General features: G+C 67.9%; 20 protein-coding genes. 8 read left to right on the forward strand and 12 right to left on the reverse strand.

The window, feature by feature from the left end:
• Positions 1 to 86: 86 nt before the first annotated feature.
• Complete coding sequence (locus tag A9310_RS15200) at positions 87 to 1379, reverse strand: GAF domain-containing protein (protein ID WP_065631318.1); 1293 nt, start codon at positions 1377 to 1379, stop codon at positions 87 to 89.
• A gap of 123 nt (positions 1380 to 1502) precedes the next feature.
• Positions 1503 to 2330, reverse strand: a complete 828-nt coding sequence (locus tag A9310_RS15205) for an AraC family transcriptional regulator (RefSeq protein WP_065631319.1) — start codon at positions 2328 to 2330, stop codon at positions 1503 to 1505.
• Positions 2331 to 2367: 37 nt separating this feature from the next.
• Here A9310_RS15205 and A9310_RS15210 point away from each other — a divergent pair, with 37 nt between their 5' ends.
• The gene (locus A9310_RS15210; protein WP_065631392.1) at positions 2368 to 2931 is read left to right on the forward strand and encodes a maleylpyruvate isomerase family mycothiol-dependent enzyme; all 564 of its coding nucleotides are present in this window, start codon (positions 2368 to 2370) and stop codon (positions 2929 to 2931) included.
• Between the two features lie 314 nt (positions 2932 to 3245).
• On the opposite strand, the gene A9310_RS15215 is transcribed toward A9310_RS15210, so the two are convergent.
• On the reverse strand, positions 3246 to 3500 hold the full coding sequence (locus A9310_RS15215) for a hypothetical protein (protein ID WP_231742593.1): 255 nt from the start codon (positions 3498 to 3500) through the stop codon (positions 3246 to 3248).
• Positions 3501 to 3592: 92 nt separating this feature from the next.
• On the opposite strand from A9310_RS15215, the gene A9310_RS15220 reads away from it, so the two are divergent.
• Both A9310_RS15220 and A9310_RS15225 read left to right on the forward strand, forming a co-directional pair.
• A complete protein-coding gene (locus tag A9310_RS15220) occupies positions 3593 to 4000 on the forward strand; it encodes a YccF domain-containing protein (RefSeq protein WP_065631321.1) in 408 nt (135 codons plus the stop codon).
• A 366-nt stretch (positions 4001 to 4366) separates the two neighbouring features.
• Positions 4367 to 5233: an anti-sigma factor gene (locus A9310_RS15225; protein ID WP_065631322.1), complete on the forward strand. Its 867-nt coding sequence runs from the start codon at positions 4367 to 4369 to the stop codon at positions 5231 to 5233.
• Positions 5234 to 5314: 81 nt separating this feature from the next.
• Here A9310_RS15225 and A9310_RS15230 read toward each other — a convergent pair whose 3' ends face one another.
• The 3 genes from A9310_RS15230 to A9310_RS15240 all read right to left on the reverse strand — a co-directional run bounded on the left by A9310_RS15230 (position 5315) and on the right by A9310_RS15240 (position 8860).
• A complete protein-coding gene (locus A9310_RS15230; RefSeq protein WP_065631323.1) occupies positions 5315 to 6832 on the reverse strand; it encodes an ATP-dependent DNA ligase in 1518 nt (505 codons plus the stop codon).
• Positions 6833 to 6904: 72 nt separating this feature from the next.
• Positions 6905 to 8272, reverse strand: coding sequence for an MFS transporter (locus A9310_RS15235; RefSeq protein ID WP_065631324.1), 1368 nt, complete (start codon positions 8270 to 8272; stop codon positions 6905 to 6907).
• Positions 8273 to 8380: 108 nt separating this feature from the next.
• Positions 8381 to 8860 carry a hypothetical protein gene (locus tag A9310_RS15240; RefSeq protein WP_139104632.1) on the reverse strand — a complete coding sequence of 160 codons (480 nt, stop codon included), beginning with the start codon at positions 8858 to 8860 and terminating at the stop codon, positions 8381 to 8383.
• Positions 8861 to 9079: 219 nt separating this feature from the next.
• Here A9310_RS15240 and A9310_RS15245 point away from each other — a divergent pair, with 219 nt between their 5' ends.
• Positions 9080 to 9520 (forward strand): MarR family winged helix-turn-helix transcriptional regulator, encoded by a 441-nt coding sequence (locus tag A9310_RS15245; RefSeq protein WP_065631393.1) that lies wholly within the window; start codon positions 9080 to 9082, stop codon positions 9518 to 9520.
• A 60-nt stretch (positions 9521 to 9580) separates the two neighbouring features.
• Here the strand turns inward: A9310_RS15245 and A9310_RS15250 are convergent, their stop codons facing one another.
• Both A9310_RS15250 and A9310_RS15255 read right to left on the reverse strand, forming a co-directional pair.
• Positions 9581 to 10213, reverse strand: coding sequence for an MBL fold metallo-hydrolase (locus tag A9310_RS15250; RefSeq protein WP_058253400.1), 633 nt, complete (start codon positions 10211 to 10213; stop codon positions 9581 to 9583).
• A complete protein-coding gene (locus A9310_RS15255; RefSeq protein WP_065631326.1) occupies positions 10210 to 11298 on the reverse strand; it encodes an S-(hydroxymethyl)mycothiol dehydrogenase in 1089 nt (362 codons plus the stop codon). Before A9310_RS15255 ends, A9310_RS15250 begins: the two co-directional genes overlap by 4 nt.
• Positions 11299 to 11628: 330 nt before the next feature.
• Between A9310_RS15255 and A9310_RS15260 the strand changes: the two genes are divergently transcribed.
• On the forward strand, positions 11629 to 11904 hold the full coding sequence (locus A9310_RS15260) for a Rho termination factor N-terminal domain-containing protein (protein WP_065631327.1): 276 nt from the start codon (positions 11629 to 11631) through the stop codon (positions 11902 to 11904).
• A 240-nt stretch (positions 11905 to 12144) separates the two neighbouring features.
• Here A9310_RS15260 and A9310_RS15265 read toward each other — a convergent pair whose 3' ends face one another.
• Together A9310_RS15265 and A9310_RS15270 are read right to left on the reverse strand one after the other, a co-directional pair.
• Positions 12145 to 13032 (reverse strand): DUF5995 family protein, encoded by an 888-nt coding sequence (locus A9310_RS15265; RefSeq protein ID WP_065631328.1) that lies wholly within the window; start codon positions 13030 to 13032, stop codon positions 12145 to 12147.
• A 65-nt stretch (positions 13033 to 13097) separates the two neighbouring features.
• Positions 13098 to 13901, reverse strand: a complete 804-nt coding sequence (locus A9310_RS15270) for a LuxR C-terminal-related transcriptional regulator (RefSeq protein WP_065631329.1) — start codon at positions 13899 to 13901, stop codon at positions 13098 to 13100.
• Positions 13902 to 13996: 95 nt separating this feature from the next.
• Between A9310_RS15270 and A9310_RS15275 the strand changes: the two genes are divergently transcribed.
• Complete coding sequence (locus tag A9310_RS15275) at positions 13997 to 15574, forward strand: AMP-binding protein (protein ID WP_065631330.1); 1578 nt, start codon at positions 13997 to 13999, stop codon at positions 15572 to 15574.
• A gap of 211 nt (positions 15575 to 15785) precedes the next feature.
• On the opposite strand, the gene A9310_RS15280 is transcribed toward A9310_RS15275, so the two are convergent.
• Positions 15786 to 16421 carry a pyridoxamine 5'-phosphate oxidase family protein gene (locus A9310_RS15280; protein WP_065631331.1) on the reverse strand — a complete coding sequence of 212 codons (636 nt, stop codon included), beginning with the start codon at positions 16419 to 16421 and terminating at the stop codon, positions 15786 to 15788.
• Positions 16422 to 16668: 247 nt separating this feature from the next.
• On the opposite strand from A9310_RS15280, the gene A9310_RS15285 reads away from it, so the two are divergent.
• Positions 16669 to 17250 carry a DinB family protein gene (locus A9310_RS15285; RefSeq protein WP_065631332.1) on the forward strand — a complete coding sequence of 194 codons (582 nt, stop codon included), beginning with the start codon at positions 16669 to 16671 and terminating at the stop codon, positions 17248 to 17250.
• Positions 17251 to 17386: 136 nt separating this feature from the next.
• Positions 17387 to 18052 (forward strand): fasciclin domain-containing protein, encoded by a 666-nt coding sequence (locus A9310_RS15290; RefSeq protein WP_171011559.1) that lies wholly within the window; start codon positions 17387 to 17389, stop codon positions 18050 to 18052.
• Between the two features lie 231 nt (positions 18053 to 18283).
• Here A9310_RS15290 and A9310_RS15295 read toward each other — a convergent pair whose 3' ends face one another.
• Positions 18284 to 20524, reverse strand: coding sequence for a molybdopterin-dependent oxidoreductase (locus A9310_RS15295; RefSeq protein WP_065631333.1), 2241 nt, complete (start codon positions 20522 to 20524; stop codon positions 18284 to 18286).
• Positions 20525 to 20572 lie beyond the last annotated feature (48 nt).

Consider the following 20572-nt stretch of genomic DNA (forward strand, 5'->3'; position numbering starts at 1 on the left):
GTTGTGATCTGCTCCACACTCTAGGAGCGGGGTGGTTGCACGAGCGTTGCAACGTTGGCCACCTGCTGTTGACGCAGCTCAGCCGGTTACGCCCCGTACCTCTTGTCCAGGAGTCGGATGCGTCCGCCGACGACGGCCCGGTCGGGATCGCCGACCGGCAGGCGGTGTTCGAGGCGGCGCCAGGCGGCGAGGTCGTCGCGTCCGTGGGTCGACGACGTCCACCGGCGGAGGGCCGCGACGTCGCCGGACGCGAAGAGACGCGACCGCAGGTCCTCGCGGAGTTCCTCGAAGATCTCGACGATCCCCGGTGCGGTCGATTCGGCGAGCAACCCGCCGCGGCCGAGGTCATCGACGACCGACGCGAGGTCCGAACCCGACGAGATGCGCGACCGGAGATCGTCGACGTCGGAGGTGATGTCGAGTGTGAGCCGGTACGGCCGGCTCGCGACGACGTCGGCACCGAGGTCGCGGCGGAGTCGGGAGATCTCGGCCCGCACGGTGACCGGGTCGAGCCCGTCCTCGGCCAGCTTCAACGCGAGCTGTTCGGTGTTCAGACCTTCCGGAAACGCTTGCAGCAGAACGAGGATCTCGGCGTGCCTGCGCGACAGGGTGCGGGCGCCGGGCCCGTCGGCGGCGCGATGCCAGCGTCCCGGACCGTCACCGAGCACGGCGAGGTGGGCCGCGGCCCGCGGGCCCGGTGCCGGGTCGAAGGTGGCCGGGTCGGCGAGATCGACGGCGCCCGCCCGCAATTCGCGCTCGACAGCGGCGACGACCGACCGGACCGCCGCCAGCGCGAACGGCGCCGCGACCTCGCGCCCGCCGGTCACGTCGATGACACCGATCACGTGCCCGGTCAGCGGGTCGTGCACGGGCGCCGCCGCACAACTCCACTCCTGGACGGGTCCGGCGAAGTGTTCGGGGCCGACGACCTGCACACTCCGATCCACGGCCAGTGCCAGTCCGGGGGCGTTGGTGCCGACGACCTCCTCGCTCCACACCGAGCCCTCGACGAAGTCGATGTGGCCCGCGCGATCACGAGCGGCCGAGTCGCCCTCGATCCACAGCAGGCGCCCGGACTGGTCGGTCAGGGCGACGACGACCCCCGTGTCGGCGATGGCGTCGACCATCAGGGACTGCACCAACGGCCGGACGGCGGTGATGGGATGCGCGGCGCGGTAGGCGGCGAACTCCGCAGGCGACATCGTGGAGGCACGATCGCCGTTCGGGGTCGCGTCGCTGGGGTCCACTCCGCCGGTCAGGGACCTCGCCCACGAGTCGCGGACGATCGACCGAACCGCATCGGCCGGCGGATTGCCGCCGGAGAGGAAGTCCTCGTACGCCCGGCGGATGCGCGTGGCCACCGAAGCCGCGTCCGTCATGCACCCTCCGTACGATCAGCCGAGTCGATTGCCCGATATGTCGACGATTCTGCCTGCCGCGATGTGATCTCGGCAACAACCACCGAGGTCGTCGTCGTTGCGCCCCGCTCGACCGCACCCGGTCTAACCGAACCGCGCGGAGAACGTCCGCGGGGTCATACCGGTGACGGTCTTGAAGTCACGCACGAAGTGCGCCTCGTCGGCGTAGGACAGCTCCGCCGCCAGCGAGGCGAGCGTCCCCGACCGGTCGCGCAGCCGCTCGGCCGCCTCGTGGAGCCGTCGACGTTGGATGAGCCACTTCGGGGTGAGACCGAGACGACGCCGGGTCAGCCGCTGCAGGCTGCGTTCGGTGAGGTGGAATCGCTCGCAGATCTGCGCGACCGCGACGACCGACGAATCGGTTTCCACGTACTCCACGATCGCGTTGATCAGCCGGCCGTCGTCGTCGAGCGGGAGATACGACCGAAGCCAGTCCTCGACGCGGTCGGTCGCGGTCCGCTGGGTCGCCTCGACTCCGGGTTCGACGGCCATCACCGACCGCACCGACCGCTCGAGGTCGGTGCCCCGGTCGCCGAAGACCTCGGACAGTTCGGCATGCCGATCGGTCCATTTCCCGACGTCGCCGGTCAGCACTCCCCCGGCTGCCGGCGTGAGCATCACCCCGACTGCCCAGCCGTCGCCGGTCAGCACCGTCTCCGACAACCCGGTCACCACGCCGTAGAAGCGGGCGTAGGTGTTGCTGACGACGATGAGGCAGACGGGATACTGCAGGACGCGCTGCGGCGCCTCCGCCCCGGGCGGGACCCACCACACCGGGACCCAGAAGCGGCGCACCAGTTCGTCCAGATCGGGGCTCGGCGCCCACCGTCCGATGCGAAAGCTCGCGTCCGACGGGTCGATGAGGTGAGCGCGCTCGACGTCGTCGAGTCGCGCCGGATTGTCGGGTTTCATCAATCACCGTCCCGTGGTCTCGCGGTTGACTCTCATCATGACCGCAATCAACGACACCTCACCATTGCTCGACCACTACGTCCGCCTCGCCGACGGCTTCGCCACCGTCCTCGACGCCGCGCCCGCCGGCACGTGGACCGCGGACTCGCCGTGCGAGGGATGGACCGGACGCGACGTCGTCGGCCACGTCATCGACACCCAGCGCGAGTTCTTCTCCCGCCACGACATCGATGCCGGACCGGCACCCTCGCTCGACGACCCGGCCGCCGCCTGGCACACCCACCGCGACACCGTCGCCGGACTGCTCGCCGACCCGACCGTCGGCGAACGCACCTTCGACGGACACTTCGGACCGACCACGATCGGCGAGACCCTCATCCGCTTCTACGGTTTCGACATGGTCGCCCACCGCTGGGACATCGCCCGCGCAGCCGGTACCGACCATCGGTTCTCCGACGACGACCTGTCCGAGATGGAAGCCGCCATCGACGGTTTCGGCGATGCGATCTACTCCGAAGGCGTGTGCCGCAAGGTCGAGATCCCGGCCGGCGCCGATCGTCAGACGACGCTGCTCGCCCGTTTGGGTCGCGTCGCGTCCTGAGGTCCCTGCGGGGACCAGACGGCCCCTTCTGCCCCTGAGGTGCGAGCCTCCCCTTGCTCCCTGAGGTGCGAGCCTCCCCATGCTCCCTGCGGTGCGAGTCTCCTCTTGCTCCCTGAGGTGCGAGCCTCCCCTTGCTCCCTGCGGTGCGAGTCTCCTCTTGCTCCCTGAGGTGCGAGGAGCGATAGCGACGAGCCTCGAAGGGCCTGGTGAGCGTGCCTCACCAGGACCCTTCGTGACGCGGCCTCCGCAAGCTCCGGCCGCTCCTCAGGGAGCGGGGGCGGGCCCGCACGCACCGAGGGAGCGGTGCGCAGAACTCACGGAATCCAGCCGTTGTGCCGCGGGTAGCGCGCGCGGAGGTGGCCGTAGACGTAGGTGCTCGCGAGCAGTGCGATGCCGGCACCGATCGACGGCCAGAGGAACGCGTTGTCGAGCGAATCGCGGACCGCCGCGACGGCCCAGCCGATCACGAACAGCACGAGCGCGATGGTCGCCAGAATGCGGATCACGAGGACGACCGTGGCGAGCACCGCCCACACCGCCTCACGCGCCCGCCCCGGACTTCCCGCCACGACGGTCATCGTAATGTCGGGCCGGGCCGCGGGCAGGCCTCGCGCGTCTCGCATTTGTCCCCACCGGTCGGCGCCGCATGGACAATGGTGGGATGAAGACCATCCTCAACGTCATCTGGCTCGTCCTGTGCGGACTGTGGATGGCGATCGGCTACGTCGTCGCCGGCATCATCTGCTGCATCCTGATCATCACGATCCCGTTCGGCATCGCCTCGTTCCGGATGGCGAGCTACGCGCTCTGGCCCTTCGGACGAACTGTCATCCGCAAGCCGACCGCGGGCGTCGCGTCGACCATCGGCAACGTCATCTGGATCATCGTGGCCGGGTTGTGGCTCGCGATCGGGCACATCACCACCGGCATCGCGATGTGCCTCACGATCATCGGCATCCCCCTCGGCATCGCGAGTTTCAAGATGGTGCCGGTGTCGCTTCTGCCCCTCGGCGCCGAGATCGTCCCGACCGATCAGCAGATGCCCGGCGGTACGCCGGTGCGGATGTGATCCACCGAACGTCGCGCTGACCTCCCCCGACCCATCCGCCACCCAACCCATCCGGGACGCCGATGGATCCGAACAGGTGGCATGACACTCGGGTCCCAGACTGACGTCGCGAGCGCGTGGCCCGGCACGGACGCGACGCTGCCGCCGGTGGCGACCGCCTGTCTCTCGCTGTACGCGACCGGCGCCCGACTCCACCAGGAGTCGTTCAGCCGACATCCCGGATACCCCGGACACCATCCGCGCACGTCATACTTCTTGCCGCAGCCTCGTTGCCTCCGGGCCCACGCGGAAACGTGACGCCCGCCCGCCGAGAGCGGCGTTCGGAGGGACAGCAACAGATCGTTCGACGACGGCAGGAGGCACGTGATGGCTGATCATCTCGATCCCGACGCTGCCGAATTGCTGGAGATGGCACCCCTGGTCGCGCTCGACGCACTGTCCGCCGACGAACTGCGCGACGTCCAGGCTCGGGTCGCGGCCGCGCCGCAGGATCTTCAGACCTTGTTCGACAAGCAGGTCCGCGCGACCCGCGAAGCGCTGGCCGCGATGAGCAAGACGACGGCCACGCCGCCCCCGCCGACGCTCCGTGACCGCATCCTCTCCGCTGCGCGTGCCGACGCAGGTCTCGACGCGCCGGAGGTCGCCGGCCCGGGCGCCGAGGCGCCGACCGGGCCGGGATCGCCCCCGCCGCAGCAGCAATCCGCTCCCGCGGCGACCGACCCGAGCGTTCCCGCCCCCGTGACGCCGACGATCGAATCGGACGACCGACGGCGCCTGCCTCGCCGCTGGACGTATCTCGCCGCCGCGGCGGTGGCGGCCGTCGCCATCGGCGCCGCCGGGTGGGTCATGGGAGAGTCGAGCTCGCCGGAACCGGAGGTGCGCCCCCTCGCCTCACCGGCCGAACAGGTCTTCTCCGCGGAGGACCTGCGGTCGACGGGGGGCCCCGTCGCGACCGGAAATGTCACCGTCTATCTCGCCAAGTCGGCGGATACCGGTGTACTGGTGATGGATTCGGTCCCGCCGCCCCAACCGGGGACCGTCTATCAGATGTGGCTCATCGGGCCGGGCGGCGCTCGCTCGGCCGGCACGATGACCGACAAGGACGTCGAACCGGTCACCACCGCGGTGCTGTCCGGGATCAACAATGCGTCGACGCTCGCGTTCACCGTCGAACCGCCCGGCGGCTCGGATCGTCCCACCACCACCCCGGTCGCACAACTGTCGTTGCTCTGAGCATCTCGCCGAAAACCACCCTGTGGAACCGGACACGCGACGCATCGTCGGCTGTCCGTTTCCTACGGGTGGTTTTCGGACTCACTTCAACAGCGCGCGGATCGCCTCGATGCTGTCGGCTTGCGCGGGAGTCTTGTCCGGGCGGTAACGCACCACGCGCGCGAAGCGCAGCGCGACTCCGCCCGGATATCTCGAACTCCGTTGCGCACCATCGAGTTCGATCTCGACGACGATCTCCGGACGCAGGTACACCGTGTACGAGTCCCGGTGCGTCTCGTGCTTCGGGAACTCCTCGGTCTGCCAGCGCAACAGCTCGTCCGTCAGGCCCTTGAACGTCTTGCCGACCATCACGAGCTCGCCCGTCTCGGGATCGCGGGCGCCGAGATGCAGATTCGACAGCCACCCCGACCGCCGGCCCGAGCCCCATTCGGCGCCGAGCACCACCAGATCGAACGTGTGCGTCGGTTTGACCTTCTGCCAGGCCTTTCCGCGGCGTCCGGCCACGTACAGGCCGGCGAGCGATTTCACCATCACGCCCTCGTGGCCGTCGGCCAGCGCGGCGTCGAAGTGGCGGCGCGCCTCCTCGACACTGGGGCGCGTCACCGCGGGGATACGCAACTGCGGGGCGATCGAGTCGATCGCGGCGAGCCGCTCGGACAGGGGGCGGTCGATGAGGTCGGTGCCGTCGAGGTGCAGGCAGTCGAAGAAGAACGGCTTGAGCAGGCGTTCGGGTTCGCCGGCGGCGGTGGGCCCGGAACCGAAGCGGCTCATCGTGTCCTGGAAGGACCGGGGACGGCCGTCGTCGGAGAGCATCAGCGTCTCACCGTCAAGAATGACCGAGTCACAGGGCAACCCGGCGATCACCGACACCAGGTCGGGCACGTTGGTCGTGACGTCGCGCAGCGTGCGGGTGAAGACGGAGATCTCGGTTCCCTTGCGGTGCACCTGGATACGTGCGCCGTCGAGTTTGTAGTCGACGATGAGGTCGGGTCCGAGGAGGGCCAGAGCGGAGTCGAGATCGTCGGCGGGTGTCGCGAGCATCGGTTCGACGGCGCGTCCGACCTCCAGGCCGACCCCCGCCAGCGACTCCGCGCCGAACCGGGCCAGCGCGGCGGTGACCGGCAGCGAACCGGTCAGCATGTCCGCGCGGCGCACCAGAGCCAGATCCTGGCCGGTGACCTTCGCGATGGCGTCGGTCATGACACCGGCCAGCGCCCCCTGCCGCAATTCACCAGTGAGCAGTGCCACGAGGAACTTCTGCTCGGACTCGGTCGACGCGGCGAACAACGACGCGATGATCTCGCCGCGCCGCTTCGTCGAACCCGGACCCGACGCGGACGCGAGCTCGCCGAGCGCGGCGTCGACGGCAGCAACCTCGAGGGTCGGCGAATCGGCCGGTGGTGCCATCAGTTTGGACAGGGACCGCCACCCGACGCCGAGCCGGCCCTGCGGGATCTCACCCGACAGCCAGGCGACGACGACCGGCAGTTCCTCGTCGGTCGCCTGGGAGAGCGCGTCGGCGAGCACCGTCGTCTTCCGGATCCGCGACCGGTCTCGCGCCACATCTGCGGAGGTCTCGACGACGTCGATCAGCCTCATGTCGTCTCACCTGCTGCCGGACGCGCATTCACCTGTCCGACGGTACGCCGAGCCCCCGACAACCCGTCCTGCTCAGACCTCGGTGAGGTCGACGGACTTGGTCTCGCGGACGCTGAGCAGGGCGATCATCGTGGCGCAGGCGGCGACCGCGAGATACACGCCCACCCAGCCGACGCCGTAGTCGGCGACGATCCACGTCGCGATGAACGGGGCCACGGCGGCGCCGAGGATGGACGCCACGTTGTAGGCCACGCCCGAACCCGTGTAGCGCACGTTGGTCGGGAACAGCTCGGGCAGGATCGCGCTCATCGGCCCGAAGGTGAGACCCATCAGCGTCATTCCCAGGATCAGGAAGAACAGCATCATGCCGTCGGTCATCGACGCCGGGTCGAGCAGCCACTGGAAGCACAGACCGAAGACGATGATCGCCGCGGTGATCACGATGAGGAAGGCGCGGCGGCCGTACCGGTCGGCGAGGCGGCCCGAGATCGGCACGCACGCGGCGAAGAAGAGGACCGCGACGAGCTGCAGCTGCAGGAAGTCGACGTAGCTGATGGAGAGCTTCACACCCGATTCGTCGGTCACCTTGCCGGTGCCGTAGGAAATCACCCAGGTGGTCACGATGTAGAAAAGCGTGTACGTCGCGACCATGATGAACGTGCCCGCGATGAGCGGACGCCAGCTGGTCTTGACGACCTCTGCCAGCGGCGCCTTGACCTTCTTGCCGTCCGCGACGGCCTTCGCGAACACCGGTGTCTCGGTGAGCTTCAGACGCACGTACAGCCCGACGGCCACCATGATCGCACTGGCCAGGAACGGGATTCGCCAGCCCCAGGTCATGAAGGCGTGGTCGGGGTCGGCGGTCGCGGCATCGAAATCGAGGGCGAGCATCAGCAGCAGAAAGGTGCCGTTGGCGAAGAAGAACCCGATCGGCGCACCCAGCTGCGGCCACATCGCGGCCCACGCCCGTTTGCCCTTCTCGGCCGTCTCGGTGGCGAGAAGCGCTGCGCCCGACCACTCCCCGCCGAGCCCGAGGCCCTGGCAGAACCGCATCAGCGCAAGCAGCGCGGGCGCGAGATAGCCGACGGAATCGTAGGTGGGCAGCAGGCCGATGACGAAGGTCGCGATGCCCATGGTGAGCAGTGAACCGACTAGCGTCGCCTTACGTCCGATGCGATCGCCGAAGTGCCCGAACAGGATCGAGCCGATGGGCCGCGCCACGAACGCGAGGCCGAAGGTCGCGAACGACGACAGCAGCGCCGCGGTGTCGTCCCCCTTGGGGAAGAACAGCACCGGGAACACGAGGACCGCGGCCGTGGCATAGATGTAGAAGTCGAAGAACTCGATGCTCGTCCCGATCATCGACGCGACCACGATGCGGCTGCGGGGTACCGGCGCCTGATCGGGATGGTCGATGTTGCGGACCGCGGAATCGCTCATTCGCGCGACGTTACGCCTGCGGCTCGAGCGATCGATTCCGACCCCTGAGAAAAAGCTGAGCGGACCGCGACACCCAGCGGACGCGGCATCGCAGTCCAACCCGACTGCTCACTTGTCCCGGTGTGGACCCGTCAGTTGGACGAGGACGTCGACTGCCGTTGCCAGATCGGCATCCTCGAGGTCCGAGAGCATCGTCTGTACGACCCCTCGGACGATGTCGGGTCGCGGCTGGTACCGGATGTCGATTGCGGTCGCGATGTTCCACGTGAGCAGGAAGGCATCGCGGACCGCGTGGTCGTAGAGCGCTCGCACAGTTGTGTGGGTGCCGTCGAGGTCGACGACCCGTTGCGTGTCGAGGACTTCGGCGAAGGCGGCGACCAGCAGGTCGGCACTTCGCCGGTATCGGTGTTCGAATCCGCCTCCGTACTGGTCCGCCACCAGCGGGAACGATGCCCTGTCCATCGGTGCAGCTCGCCGAGAGTTCAGCTCCTCGCCGGTGAGGAGCGCTGTGAGACGCGTGTTTCGTTCGACGGCGGCCAGGTACAGATCACCGAGGTCGCCCCACCCCGAAGTGGTCCCGATGGCCATGTCACCGACTGTCATCTCCGAGACTTGCGCACCCACATCGTCAGTGACCGCCCGCAAAGCCGATGTATCCATTCGACGTCCCTTCTTCCAGACAATGCCCGATCAATCTGTCGATCAGTCCCGGTGGACCGCGATGATGAGAGGATGCTCCCGCACCGCACGGGAGAGGCCGTTCGCAGCGATCGTCTACCACGGTAGACGATTCGAGAGAGGATGTCGATGGTGAACGACGAGAGTGCCTCGGGCGCAGAGCCCGATCTCGGCGCACTTCTCGGGCGACTGATACCGCATCTGATCACCCTCGAGGAGCCGATCCTCCGGGCCGCCGGACTGTCGATGTGGGAGTACGCCATCGTGAGCGAGATCGCCGCGACGCCGGCAGTGTCGCAGCGTGAGTTGTCCGAACGCACCGGGCGAGATCCGACACGGCTCGGCAAGCACCTGGACGAACTCCAGCAGCGGGGCCTCGTGTCCAGGGACAGGTCGGGCAGTCGTCGCCAGTGGACCGTCTCGATCACGGCGGAGGGGCGTTCACTACTCGACGGCGTCCGGGCCGAGATCCGGGCCGTGGAAGACGAGCTACTCAGCGGCGCCATGTCGGACAGTCAGGCGGCGACCTTCCGGCGATTGCTGAAAAGCCTTGTCGCAGAGATCTCCTGAAGGTCTTCGAGGCCGGCCGACTACCGGCAACTGCCGGTAGTCAGCCGAGCCACAAGGCCGTCAGCTACCCCGTTTGATCCACTCTTCGAGGTGAGGTGCTTCGTCGCCGACAGTCGTGCCGTCGCCGTGTCCGGTGTAGACCTTGGTCTCGGGGTCGAGGGTGAAGATCTTCTCGGTGATCGAGGCGATGATCGTCGGGAAGCTCGAGTACGAGCGGCCTGTTGCGCCGGGCCCGCCCTGGAACAGGGTGTCGCCGGAGAACAGCACCTTGGCCTCGGGCAGGTGGATGACCGACGAGCCCGGCGAGTGGCCCGGGGTGTTGATGATCGTCAGCTCGGTACCGGCGACCCCGATCTTCTGCCCGTCCTCGAGATCCTGGTGCGCGACATCGGGATGGGTGTCGTTCCACAGCATGTCGTCGCCGGGGTGCAGCAGGATCGGCGCTCCGGTGGCCTGCGACAGTTCGGGGGCAACGGTGACGTGGTCGTTGTGCCCGTGGGTAAGCACGATCGCCTTGACCGTGCGGTTGCCGACGCCGGCGAGGATCGGCTGCGCCGAGTGTGCGGCGTCGATGATGATGACCTCGTCGTCGTCGCCGACCAGCCACACATTGTTGTCGACGTCCCAGGTGCCGCCGTCGAGGCTGAAGGTGCCCGAGGTGACGACGTTGTCGATACGCAGTTCGCCGCTCACAGCTCGACCACCGATCGCAGCACCTTGCCGGCCTCCATCGCCGAGAACGCGGCCTCGACGTCGTTGATGCCGATGCGTTCGGTGACGAACTTGTCCAGCGGCAGACGACCCTGCTCGTAGAGGTCGATCAGCATCGGGAAGTCGCGTTCGGGCAGGCAGTCGCCGTACCACGACGACTTGAGCGCGCCTCCGCGGGAGAAGAAGTCGACCAGCGGCATCTCCAGGGTCATCTCCGGGGTCGGTACACCGACCAGCACGACGACCCCGGCGAGATCGCGCGCGTAGAAGGCCTGCTTGTACGTCTCCGGGCGGCCGACCGCATCGATCACGACGTCGGCGCCGTTGCCGTCGGTCAGTTCCTGCACCGCGGCGATCACATCATCGACCTTCGAGCCGTCGATGGTGTGGGTGGCACCGAGGTCTTTCGCCCATTCCAGCTTCGACGCATCGCGGTCGATCGCGATGATCGTCGTCGCACCGGCCAACCGGGCACCGGCGATCGCGGCGTCACCGACACCGCCACACCCGACGACCGCGACCGAGTCGCCGCGGCCGACGTTGCCGGTGTTCATCGCCGCCCCGATACCGGCCATCACGCCGCAGCCGAGCAGCCCGGCCACGGCAGGGTCGGTGTCGGGATTGACCTTGGTGCACTGCAATTCGTGGATCAGGGTCTTCTCGGCGAACGCGCCGATGCCCAGCGCCGGGGTCAGTTCGGTGCCGTCGGTCAGGGTCATCGGGACGCTGGCGTTGAAGGTGTCGAAGCAGTACCACGGACGCCCCCGCTTACACGCTCGACACTGCCCGCACACCGCCCGCCAGTTCAGGACGACGAAGTCGCCGACCTCGACGTGGGTGACATCGGAACCGACCGACTCGACCACACCCGCGGCCTCGTGGCCGAGCAGGAACGGATACTCGTCGTTGATGCCGCCCTCGCGGTAGGCGTGGTCGGTGTGGCAGACACCGCACGCCTTGATCGCCACCACCACATCACGCGCACCCGGGTCCGGGATCACCACGTCCACGACCTCTGTCGGCGCCTTCTTGCTGCGCGAGATGACTCCCTTGACTGTCTGCGACATACGTTGTTCCTTCCGCAACTGCGTTGTTCGGGGTACGGGTGCGACGTGTGCTGCGAGTGCGGCGACGCATGGGTGACGTCGCCGGAACACATCGCCACAACCTTATCGGTATCGACCAAAGTCGACTACTCAGAGTGGTCGTCGTCTACTGTGATTATCCACGCGCCCGTTCGGATGTAACCGTAGTTCGACGAACCGCGCACCCGCTTCGGGTTCGGTCATCGTGAACACGGCGTCCGATCCGTCCACCCCGATCCCGTTGTTTGACCACCGACGCATCTGGCAACCCTGGTGCGGACACCGCTCATCTCCACCACGAGGAGGTAGACCATGGCAGAGAACAAGAAGGACCCTGGACCTTCGGTCAAGGACGACGAGCTCTACGAGAAGCTGCGCGACGAGGGCAACTCGAAGGAGAAGTCCGCCCGGATCGCCAACGCCGCGGCCAACAGCTCACGGTCGGACGTCGGCAAGAGCGGCGGCAAGTCCGGGTCCTACGAGGACTGGACGGTCGAGGAGCTCAAGGACCGCGCCAAGGAACTCGACCTCTCGGGTTACTCCGACCTGAAGAAGGACGAGCTCATCGAGAAACTGCGGGACCACTGAGACCCGTCTGCCCGGAGAACAGCGAAGCCGCCGACCCAAGGGGTCGGCGGCTTCGTTGCGTAAAGGGACGGTGCCGGTCAGTGCGCCTCTCGGCAAACAGGCCGCTCGAAGCGGCAAAAGGGTGGGACCCGGGGCATTGAGTCCGTCACCGTCGCGGGGTACAACTACGACCCCGCTCGGGATATTCCGGCCCGTCCGACGTGACCTGCCCGACACCCACCGATGAGGCCGACCGGCCGGTCATCGGACCAGCCCGACCCGCTGGAACGCGGTCAACGCCGTCTCGCCGGTGTTCCACAGCCCGGTCACGTCACCGCGTGCCCGAGCAGCGGTCGCCGGATCCTGGAGCGCGAGCCCGTTGCGGAACGTCAGCACGTTGTATCCGACGTCGGCGGCCCGCAGCATCGGCCCGGTCGCCCGGCCGGCTCCCACGACGCGGTCGAGGCCCTCACCGACCACGTAGAACCGGAAGATCGGTCCGAGGTCGACGCCGTATTCGCGGAGTGTCGCGGTGACGATCGAATTTCCATGTGCGGCAATGGAGTCGACGATGAAGAAGAAATCCCGCGCATTCGCCGTCGTGGCCCGGGCGTCGGCGGTCGCATAGGCGAGGTCGACGGTGATGTGCGCGTTGTAACCGGCCATCGCGACCCGTTGGCCGGGGACGGCGCAATCATCGGCCATGTCGAAATAGTGCCGCCACTGGGGTGCGACGGGTCCGCCGCCGAATTTGCCTCGCACGGCGTCGAGGAACCGGTTGAGGAGTTCGAGGCTGATGACCGGGGCCCACCGCGGGGTCTGGAAGACGGGCGGGTTGTTCTGCAGCGGCATCACCGCGTCGCGTTCCACCGCAGCCAACCCGAGGGCGAACAATCCGCGCCGGTCGCGACGGTCGGTGAGGATGTCGACGATCCCGTACAGCTTGTCGACGTTTCGTCGCAGCTGCATGAGAGGGAGGTCCTTCGAATCCCGATCGTAGGTACTGAGTTCGACGATCCGCTCGCGGTCGGCAGGCCGGAGATCGGTGCCACATGTCTCGGCGGGTGCCGCCGTCGACGTTGCCGGCGTAGCCACGACGAGTGTTCCGATGAGGCCGAGGGCCAGCAGTGCCGCTGAGAATGCTCGCATGGGACCCGGTGATACCCATCTGCGCGCGGATCAACCCCTCCGACCGGGGTTGCCAGCGGCGTTCGTCAGGGCAGCAGACCGGCGCTGCGAGCGGTCACCACGGCTTCCAGCCGTGACGACGCCCCGAGCTTGCGCATCGCATCCTTCATGTAGCCCTTCACCGTGTACACGGTGACACCGAGGGTCTCCGCGATGCGGGCGTTCGAATAACCCAGTGCGGCAAGGGAGATCACGTCCTGCTCCCGGCCGGTCAGTTCCACCTGCGCCGTCGACGCCGGGCTCGCGGCGATCAGGGCCTCGGTGATCGACGCGAGTTCGTCGGCGAGCCGGGCGTCGTCGACCGTCTCGGCCAGCGACCGAAGCCGCGCGTAGGCCGCGGTCATCCGATCGCGCATCTCCACCTCGTCCTGGGCGGCGTGCTCGAGCCGGGCGCGGGACGCGACGATCTCGTGTTCGACGGTGCGGGCCTCCATCGCGAGGACGTCGAGCATCCGCCCGCCGATCGGGTCCGGGGTGTGCAGCGCGCCGTAGAGCACCGCCACGGGCGTCCGATCGACGATGACCGGAGCGGCCATCATGGCGCGCAACCCTTCCCGCTCGATGATCGTGTTGTAGCGATGGGTGATCCGCGGCGTGCGGAGGTAGTCGTCGACGACCATCGGCCGGTTCAGCGAGACGACCTTGCCGCCCAGCCCGTGCCCGACGTCGACCGACACCCCGTTCAACGCGCCCACGGTCGTACCGGCGAAATGCTGCAGACGCAGGTTCGACGGTCCGTTCAGGACACCCGCGAAGGCCAGTGGCACCCCACTGGACTTGCGCACCCGACGCAACGCCTCGGTGACGATCCCGCTCAGCGGCTCGGGCATCTCACCTCACTTCTCCCCCTCTTTCGAGGGTGTTCCTGGGGCCGGTCGCGGAGGACACTGTGACTCAGCTTACTCAGTACGGAGCGAGGTTCACGATGACACAGGCCACCACGACCCCCACCGACATGGTCGAACGATGGTTGGCAATCTACGGGGCGTCCGACGCCGATGCGGCGGCACTCCTCGTCGACGGGCACGATCCCGAGGCAATCGCCTTCACCGTGATCGAGGTCGAGCAGACCGACGATCAGCAGCCCGGCGGCGTACGTCCGGTCACCACCGACATCACCTACGGCGAACTGGCCGAGCGGTCCAAGAGACTCGCGGCGGCCCTTGCGGAGATGGGCATCGGTCGTGGCGACACGGTGGGCGTCCTCATGGGCAAGCGCGAGGAGCTCGTCGTCTCGCTCCTGGCCATCGCCCGTCTCGGCGCGATCTACATCCCGCTGTTCACCGCGTTCGCGACACCCGCGATCGAGATGCGGTTGCAGGCCGGCGCCGCGAAGGTCGTGATCACCGAGCCGAGTCAGGCGGACAAGCTCGCGGGCATCGACGGGATCACCACGGTGATAACCGGCGACCAGTTCGAAGAACTCATCGCTTCGCACGAGCCGGTCACCCAGTCGGTCGCGGTCGGCGGCGACGGCACCCTGATCCTGCTCTTCACCAGCGGCACCACCGGCGCGCCGAAGGGTGTGCCGGTCCCGGTCAAGGCGCTCGCCTCGTTCGTCGCCTACATGCACTTCGGCCTGGATGTCCGCGCCGACGACGTGTTCTGGAACGCCGCCGACCCCGGCTGGGCCTATGGCCTCTACTACGGCGTGCTCGGGCCGCTGGCCGCCGGCCGGCGCAACCTCCTGCTACACGCCGGCTTCACCCCCGAACTGACCGCGAAGATCCTCGGCGACCTCGGCGTCACCAACTTCGCCGCGGCACCGACCGTCTACCGGGCGCTCAGCAAGGACCCGCGCATCTCGGGCTTCTCGCTGCGCCGCGCGTCGTCGGCGGGCGAACCGCTGACCCCCGACGTCATCGACTGGGCGCTGCGGGCCATCAACACCGAGGTCCGCGACCACTACGGCCAGACCGAACACGGCATGTTCATCAACAACCACTGGCACGAGTCGGTCCACGAGACCCTCGTCCCGGGCTCGATGGGACAGCCGATGCCCGGCTTCGCCGCGGGGATCGTCGACGGTCAGATCGCCATCGACGTCCCGGCCAGCCCGCTGATGTGGTTCGAGGGTTACCTCGACGCTCCGGAGAAGACCAAGCAGCGCTTCTCGCCGGACGGGCGGTGGTACCTGACCGGTGACACCGGGCGAGTGGACGACGAGGGCCGCTATTTCTTCTCCGCACGCGACGACGACGTGATCATCATGGCCGGCTACCGGATCGGCCCGTTCGACGTCGAGAGCGTGCTGATCACTCATCCATCGGTCGTCGATGTCGCCGTCGTCGGGCGCCCCGACGAGCTCCGCGGCGAGGTCCTCGAGGCGTTCGTCGTCCTCGCGGACGGGGTCGAGGGCACCGATGCGCTCGAAGCCGAGCTCCAGCAGCTGGTCAAGACGCAGTTCGCCGCGCACGCCTACCCGCGCACCGTGCATTTCGTCGACGCCCTGCCCAAGACGCCGAGCGGCAAGATCCAGCGGTTCCTGCTGCGCCAGCGGTGAATGGCTGCCGTGGTGCGCCAACCTGGCGCGTAACGGCGCCACCGTGCGCGAACGATGAACCGACTGCGCGACCCGCAGCCGGGCCGCGCCAACAGCCGATCGCGTCGGGCAGACTCCGAGGACCTCGCCTGCCCCACGACGCGATCACCGGACGCGCAACCAGCGGGTCACACCCCTATCCGCTGGTTGCGCATCTCCGGTTCTGGCGAGATCAGTCCAGGAGCGCTCGTACCGAGTCGGGCGGCACGTCGCCGCTGTAGGTGACCGGGGCGTCGTACACGGTCCGCACGGGAACCACGCCGGTCCAGTCCGCCGACTCCCCACCCGGCCCGCCCGTCCGCGCCTTGGCGATCCACTGGCCGTCGACGATCGGCAGTCGCAGGGCCACCGTCGCTGCCAACTCTTTGCGCGTCGTCGGCCGGACCTCGGCCACCCTCCCCGGAATCAGCTTGTCGGACAACACTTCCAAAGCTACCTGGGCGTCGTCGGCGACTTCGAGGACTCCGCGTACGACCGCCGACCGATAGTTCGCCGAATGGTCGAAGAGGGTGTCGGCGACGACGAGCCCGTCCAGCGCGAACACCGTGAACGTCACCGGCGCACCCGCGGCGACGTGCCGGAGCGCACCCGCCCCGGTCGATCCGTGCAGCAGGATCGAGTCGCCGTCCCGGGCGAAGAGCATCGGCACCGACCATGGCAGACCGTCGACGACGGTGCTGAGGGTCCCCGCCTTGGTCTCGTCGAGCAGGGCGTCGAGCTGCTCGCGATCGGCTGCCCGATCGGGCTTGCGCGTCAACGACGCCAGCCGCGAAGTCGCGTCGGACGGGGTACTGCCGGTCGAAGTCATGCGGACATGGTCGCCCCCGAACGCGCCCGGCTCAACAGATTTGCTCGCCGGCGCCTCCGCCGAAGACTCCCCTTGCTGATATCCACCCACCAGGGCGGGCCTAGCCACATATCGACTTCCGGCTCGCTCTGCTGGGCGCATTCCACGCCGGGCCACCGGGACCCGGGGGAGCTCCCGATTCAACGAGGACCATAGCTGTCCTCCATCACTCATAGCGTGGTCCTCACACCAACCGAGAGGACACATCATGAGCACCTACACCTCCACCGAACTCAGCGTCGACGTCACCGGCGAGAAGCGCGACCTGCTCATCCTGCTGCAGGATCAGCGCAACATGCTCAAGATCACCGCACGCAACCTCTCCGACGACGATGCCCGCAAGCAGTCGACGGTCAGCACCCTCACGATCGGCGCGCTGATCAAGCATCTCGCGCACGGCGAGGAGAATGCGGCCCGCGTCGTCACCGAGCGGGACGAGAACGCCGAGTTCGACATGAGCCAGGCCATGACCGAGTACGAGATGACCGGCGACGAGACTCTCGCCGGCTGGCTGACCGCATACGACCGTGGGGCAGCCGAGTTCGACCGCGTGATCGCCGACGCCGAGAGCCTCGACGAGCTGATCCCTCAGCCCACGGCGCCGTGGCAGCCGGAACGCGAGTGGCTGTCGATTCGGACCATGATCATCCACCTCATCCGGGAGACCGCCCACCACTGCGGTCACGCCGACATCATCCGAGAGGCGCTCGACGGTCAGACCACGATGGGCGCCATCTCCGAAGGGCAGGAATGGGCCGAGCAGTGGGCCGACGCCGACTGGGCGAAGTGACGCCCGCGCGGTGAGCTACACCGGGCATTCGACGATCAGTCTCATCTCCGACCAATCCGCGGGCCCCCGGGCGCCGAAGACGTTGTGAGGCTGCCGGCCAGGCGCAGTCGACACCCCAACACAGATTGGATCGACGATGATCAAGCGAATTCCCCGTGTAGCAGGAGCGTTGACCGGACTGGTCCTCGCCGTCGGCGTGATGGCCGGTTGTTCCAGTGACGATTCGGACACCTCGAGTGAAACGACCGGCGCGGCAACCGAATCCAGCGCCATGATGAGCGAGAGCGCGATGGCCGATCCGGCCGCCAACCTCGTCGGGCCGGGTTGCGCCGCCTACGCCGAGGCCAATCCGTCGGGACCGGCATCGGTGAACGGGATGTCGACCGTGCCCGTTGCCACCGCGGCGGCCACCAACCCCGAGCTCACGACTCTGACGCAAGCACTTTCGGGTCAGCTGAACCCCGAGGTCAACCTCGTGAAGACCCTCAACGAGGGTGAGTACACCGTGTTCGCGCCGACCGACGACGCATTCGCGAAGCTGCCCCCGGAGACCGTCGAGCAGCTCAAGACCGACGCTGACCTGCTCAACAAGATCCTGACCTACCACGTGGTCGAGGGCCAGGCGACCCCCGACCAGATCGTCGGGGAGCACACCACTCTCGAAGGTCAGCAGGTCAACGTGACCGGATCGGGCGACAACCTGAAGGTCAATGAGGCCGGCGTGGTCTGCGGTGGCGTCACCACCTCGAACGCGCAGGTGTACCTCATCGACAGCGTGCTCATGCCCCCGGCCGGCATGTGATCTCTCCGTAAACACTGCGCGAGAGCGCTTTCCACGATTCTCACCGACGCGATCCGTCGGTGAGAATCGTGCTGCGTGACCCGGGTGCGATCCGTTCGCTTCGAACACGGAAGAGTCCGGACTCCGTGGGCGGGATGACGTACGGACGCACGGGACACCGCGCCAAACCCTGAACACGCACCGGTTCCCTGAGTGAGCAGTATCTTTTTCCTCGGGAACCGGTGCGTGCGTTCAGGTTCGAGCGGGTTGCGCATCCGTCTCGGACCGCACCCGGCTCTCGGTCAACGCCGACACCTGTATCGGCACCCCGGTCATGTTCGCCATCCCGGCAAGTCGCTCCAGGTCGGCCGGGTCGGACGAGGTGAGTGCGTTGACGTTCACGCCACCGGCACCCAGATCGTTCTGCGCAGCCGCGTTCGCCTGCGTCCAACCGCCGGAGCCGTTGTGTCCCCATCCATGCGGGATCGCGACGACGCCGGGCTTGATGTCCTCGGTGACGGTCACGGGCAACGAGATCCGACCGTGCCGGGACTCCACCGTCGCGAGGTCGCCTTCGGCCAGCCCGCGTGCCGTGGCATCGTCGGGGTGCATCCGGGCCGCGTGGGACCGTCCGCCGCGCAACAACATCGGCGCGTTGTGCTGCCAGCTGTTCTCCGACCGGATCTCGCGCATCCCGATGAGCCGCAACGGATACCCTGCGTCGTCAGCGACACCGAGTCGCTCGATCTCGGCCATCAACTCCGGTGCGGCCAACCGGATCCGGCCGTCGAGGTACGTGACGTTCTTGGCCAGCTGCCCGGGCGCGAGGTCGTCGGCGACCACGACACCGTGCGGGTGGTCCTCGACGAGACGGCGGTAGGTGAGTCCACCGCGTCGAAGGCCGAATCGGTCTCCTCCCAATCCCATTCGGATCACCAGGTCCGAGACCCGGCGCGGGGTGACCGGCCGGCCCACGCGTCGCGCCAGCTGGTTGCCGACGTGCAGCGAACGGATCAGCAGGCTCCCCGACGACAGGAAGCCGATCAGTTCGTTGATCACCGTCCACTCTTCTCGCGCCTCGCCCTGCGGTGGGATCACCGCCTCGGTGGCCTGCTTGAACGGAGTGGTGAACAGGGCCTGGAACGGGAGCAGGAAGTCCTCGCGTTCGTACATCGTGGTGGCCGGCAGGATGTAGTCGGCCCGGGCGTTGGTTTCGTTGCGGTAGATGTCCAGGGACACCATGAGGTCGAGTTCGTCGAGCGCCGAACGTAATTCGTCGCCGTTCGGAACCGACAGCACCGGATTGCCCGCGCTGACGAACAGCGCGCGCAGCTGCCCGCGGCCCGGGGTGGTGATCTCCTTGGCCATCAACGACGCCGGCGCGGTCCCGAGGACCTGCGGCAGGCTGCCGACGCGGCTCCGGCGCCCCGCCCAGCGAAAGCTCGAAAGCCGTTGCAGCGCGGCGACGCCCAGGCGCTGACCCGGAATCCCCAGATCACCGAACATCGACCCGCCCGGCACGTCCAGGTTGCCCGCGACGAGGTTCACCATGTCCAGCAGGGCGGTCGTCAGCGTGCCGGTGCGCCCCAGTGAGGTACCCACCCGTCCGTACACCGCGGCCCTCTCCGTACGGGCGAGCGAGCGGGCGACAGCGCGCACACGCTCCGGATCGATGCCCGTCCGGCCCGCGGTCACCTCCGGCGCGTAGGCCGCGACGAGCGTCTCGAGCTCCGCCACGCCGCGCGCCTGCCGCCGAAGCCGCTCACGGTCGGCGAGGTTCTCGTCGAACAGCACGTGCAACAGCGACAGCAGGAACAACGCATCGGTGTCGGGCGTGATCGGCAGCCAGTCGAACTCACGGGCGGTCTCGGTGTGGCGGGGATCGACCACGACGACGGACCCGCCGCGTGCGGTGATCGCGTTCAGTCCCTCACGGATACGCGGCGAACTCATCACGCTGCCATGCGACACGACCGGATTCGCCCCGATGATCACGAGGTAGTCGACGCGGTTGATGTCGGGAATCGGCGCGGTCAGCGGGTTGCCGTACAGGAAGTGGCTGGCGACGAAGCGGTTGTTCACGTCCTGGGATCCCGCCGAGTACACGTGCGGCGTGCCGAGGAGGTTCATGAAGATCGCGGTCCACAGCGTGTGTCCGGTCGAGAACGTCGCCGGGTTGCCGAAGTACCAGCCGATCGAGTCGCTGCCGGATTTCTGGTGCACCTCGACGAGCCGGCGGCCGATCTCCTCGAGCGCCGTGTCCCATGAGATCTGCTCGAACTCGCCGTCGGGGCGTCGTCGGAGGGGGTGCCGTAGACGATCGGGATCGTTGACGATCTCGGTGAACGCGATCCCCTTCGGACACGCGAAGCCCCGCGACAGCGGGTGCTCCTTGTCCGGCCGCAATGAGACCAGCCGATCGTCCTCGACGGTCGCGATCATGCCGCACAGCGGCTCACAGATTCGGCCGTAAGTGTGTTTTTCCATCGGCATCTTGCGTCCCCTGACCTCGCGCGATGACTGGCCGCAGGCGGGCAGGCC

This window comes from Gordonia sp. UCD-TK1 (genome assembly GCF_001691435.1).
GTDB classification, from domain to species: domain Bacteria; phylum Actinomycetota; class Actinomycetes; order Mycobacteriales; family Mycobacteriaceae; genus Gordonia; species Gordonia hongkongensis.

Bases quoted from the DNA above. Each gene is read 5' to 3' on its own strand.
- A9310_RS15200 (WP_065631318.1), bottom strand. From the start codon at position 1,379: ATGACGGACGCGGCTTCGGTGGCCACGCGCATCCGCCGGGCGTACGAG.
- A9310_RS15205 (WP_065631319.1), bottom strand. From the start codon at position 2,330: ATGAAACCCGACAATCCGGCGCGACTCGACGACGTCGAGCGCGCTCAC.
- A9310_RS15210 (WP_065631392.1), top strand. From the start codon at position 2,368: ATGACCGCAATCAACGACACCTCACCATTGCTCGACCACTACGTCCGC.
- A9310_RS15220 (WP_065631321.1), top strand. From the start codon at position 3,593: ATGAAGACCATCCTCAACGTCATCTGGCTCGTCCTGTGCGGACTGTGG.
- A9310_RS15225 (WP_065631322.1), top strand. From the start codon at position 4,367: ATGGCTGATCATCTCGATCCCGACGCTGCCGAATTGCTGGAGATGGCA.
- A9310_RS15230 (WP_065631323.1), bottom strand. From the start codon at position 6,832: ATGAGGCTGATCGACGTCGTCGAGACCTCCGCAGATGTGGCGCGAGAC.
- A9310_RS15235 (WP_065631324.1), bottom strand. From the start codon at position 8,272: ATGAGCGATTCCGCGGTCCGCAACATCGACCATCCCGATCAGGCGCCG.
- A9310_RS15240 (WP_139104632.1), bottom strand. From the start codon at position 8,860: ATGGCCATCGGGACCACTTCGGGGTGGGGCGACCTCGGTGATCTGTAC.
- A9310_RS15245 (WP_065631393.1), top strand. From the start codon at position 9,080: ATGGTGAACGACGAGAGTGCCTCGGGCGCAGAGCCCGATCTCGGCGCA.
- A9310_RS15255 (WP_065631326.1), bottom strand. From the start codon at position 11,298: ATGTCGCAGACAGTCAAGGGAGTCATCTCGCGCAGCAAGAAGGCGCCG.
- A9310_RS15260 (WP_065631327.1), top strand. From the start codon at position 11,629: ATGGCAGAGAACAAGAAGGACCCTGGACCTTCGGTCAAGGACGACGAG.
- A9310_RS15265 (WP_065631328.1), bottom strand. From the start codon at position 13,032: ATGCGAGCATTCTCAGCGGCACTGCTGGCCCTCGGCCTCATCGGAACA.
- A9310_RS15270 (WP_065631329.1), bottom strand. From the start codon at position 13,901: ATGCCCGAGCCGCTGAGCGGGATCGTCACCGAGGCGTTGCGTCGGGTG.
- A9310_RS15275 (WP_065631330.1), top strand. From the start codon at position 13,997: ATGACACAGGCCACCACGACCCCCACCGACATGGTCGAACGATGGTTG.
- A9310_RS15280 (WP_065631331.1), bottom strand. From the start codon at position 16,421: ATGACTTCGACCGGCAGTACCCCGTCCGACGCGACTTCGCGGCTGGCG.
- A9310_RS15285 (WP_065631332.1), top strand. From the start codon at position 16,669: ATGAGCACCTACACCTCCACCGAACTCAGCGTCGACGTCACCGGCGAG.
- A9310_RS15290 (WP_171011559.1), top strand. From the start codon at position 17,387: ATGATCAAGCGAATTCCCCGTGTAGCAGGAGCGTTGACCGGACTGGTC.
- A9310_RS15295 (WP_065631333.1), bottom strand. From the start codon at position 20,524: ATGCCGATGGAAAAACACACTTACGGCCGAATCTGTGAGCCGCTGTGC.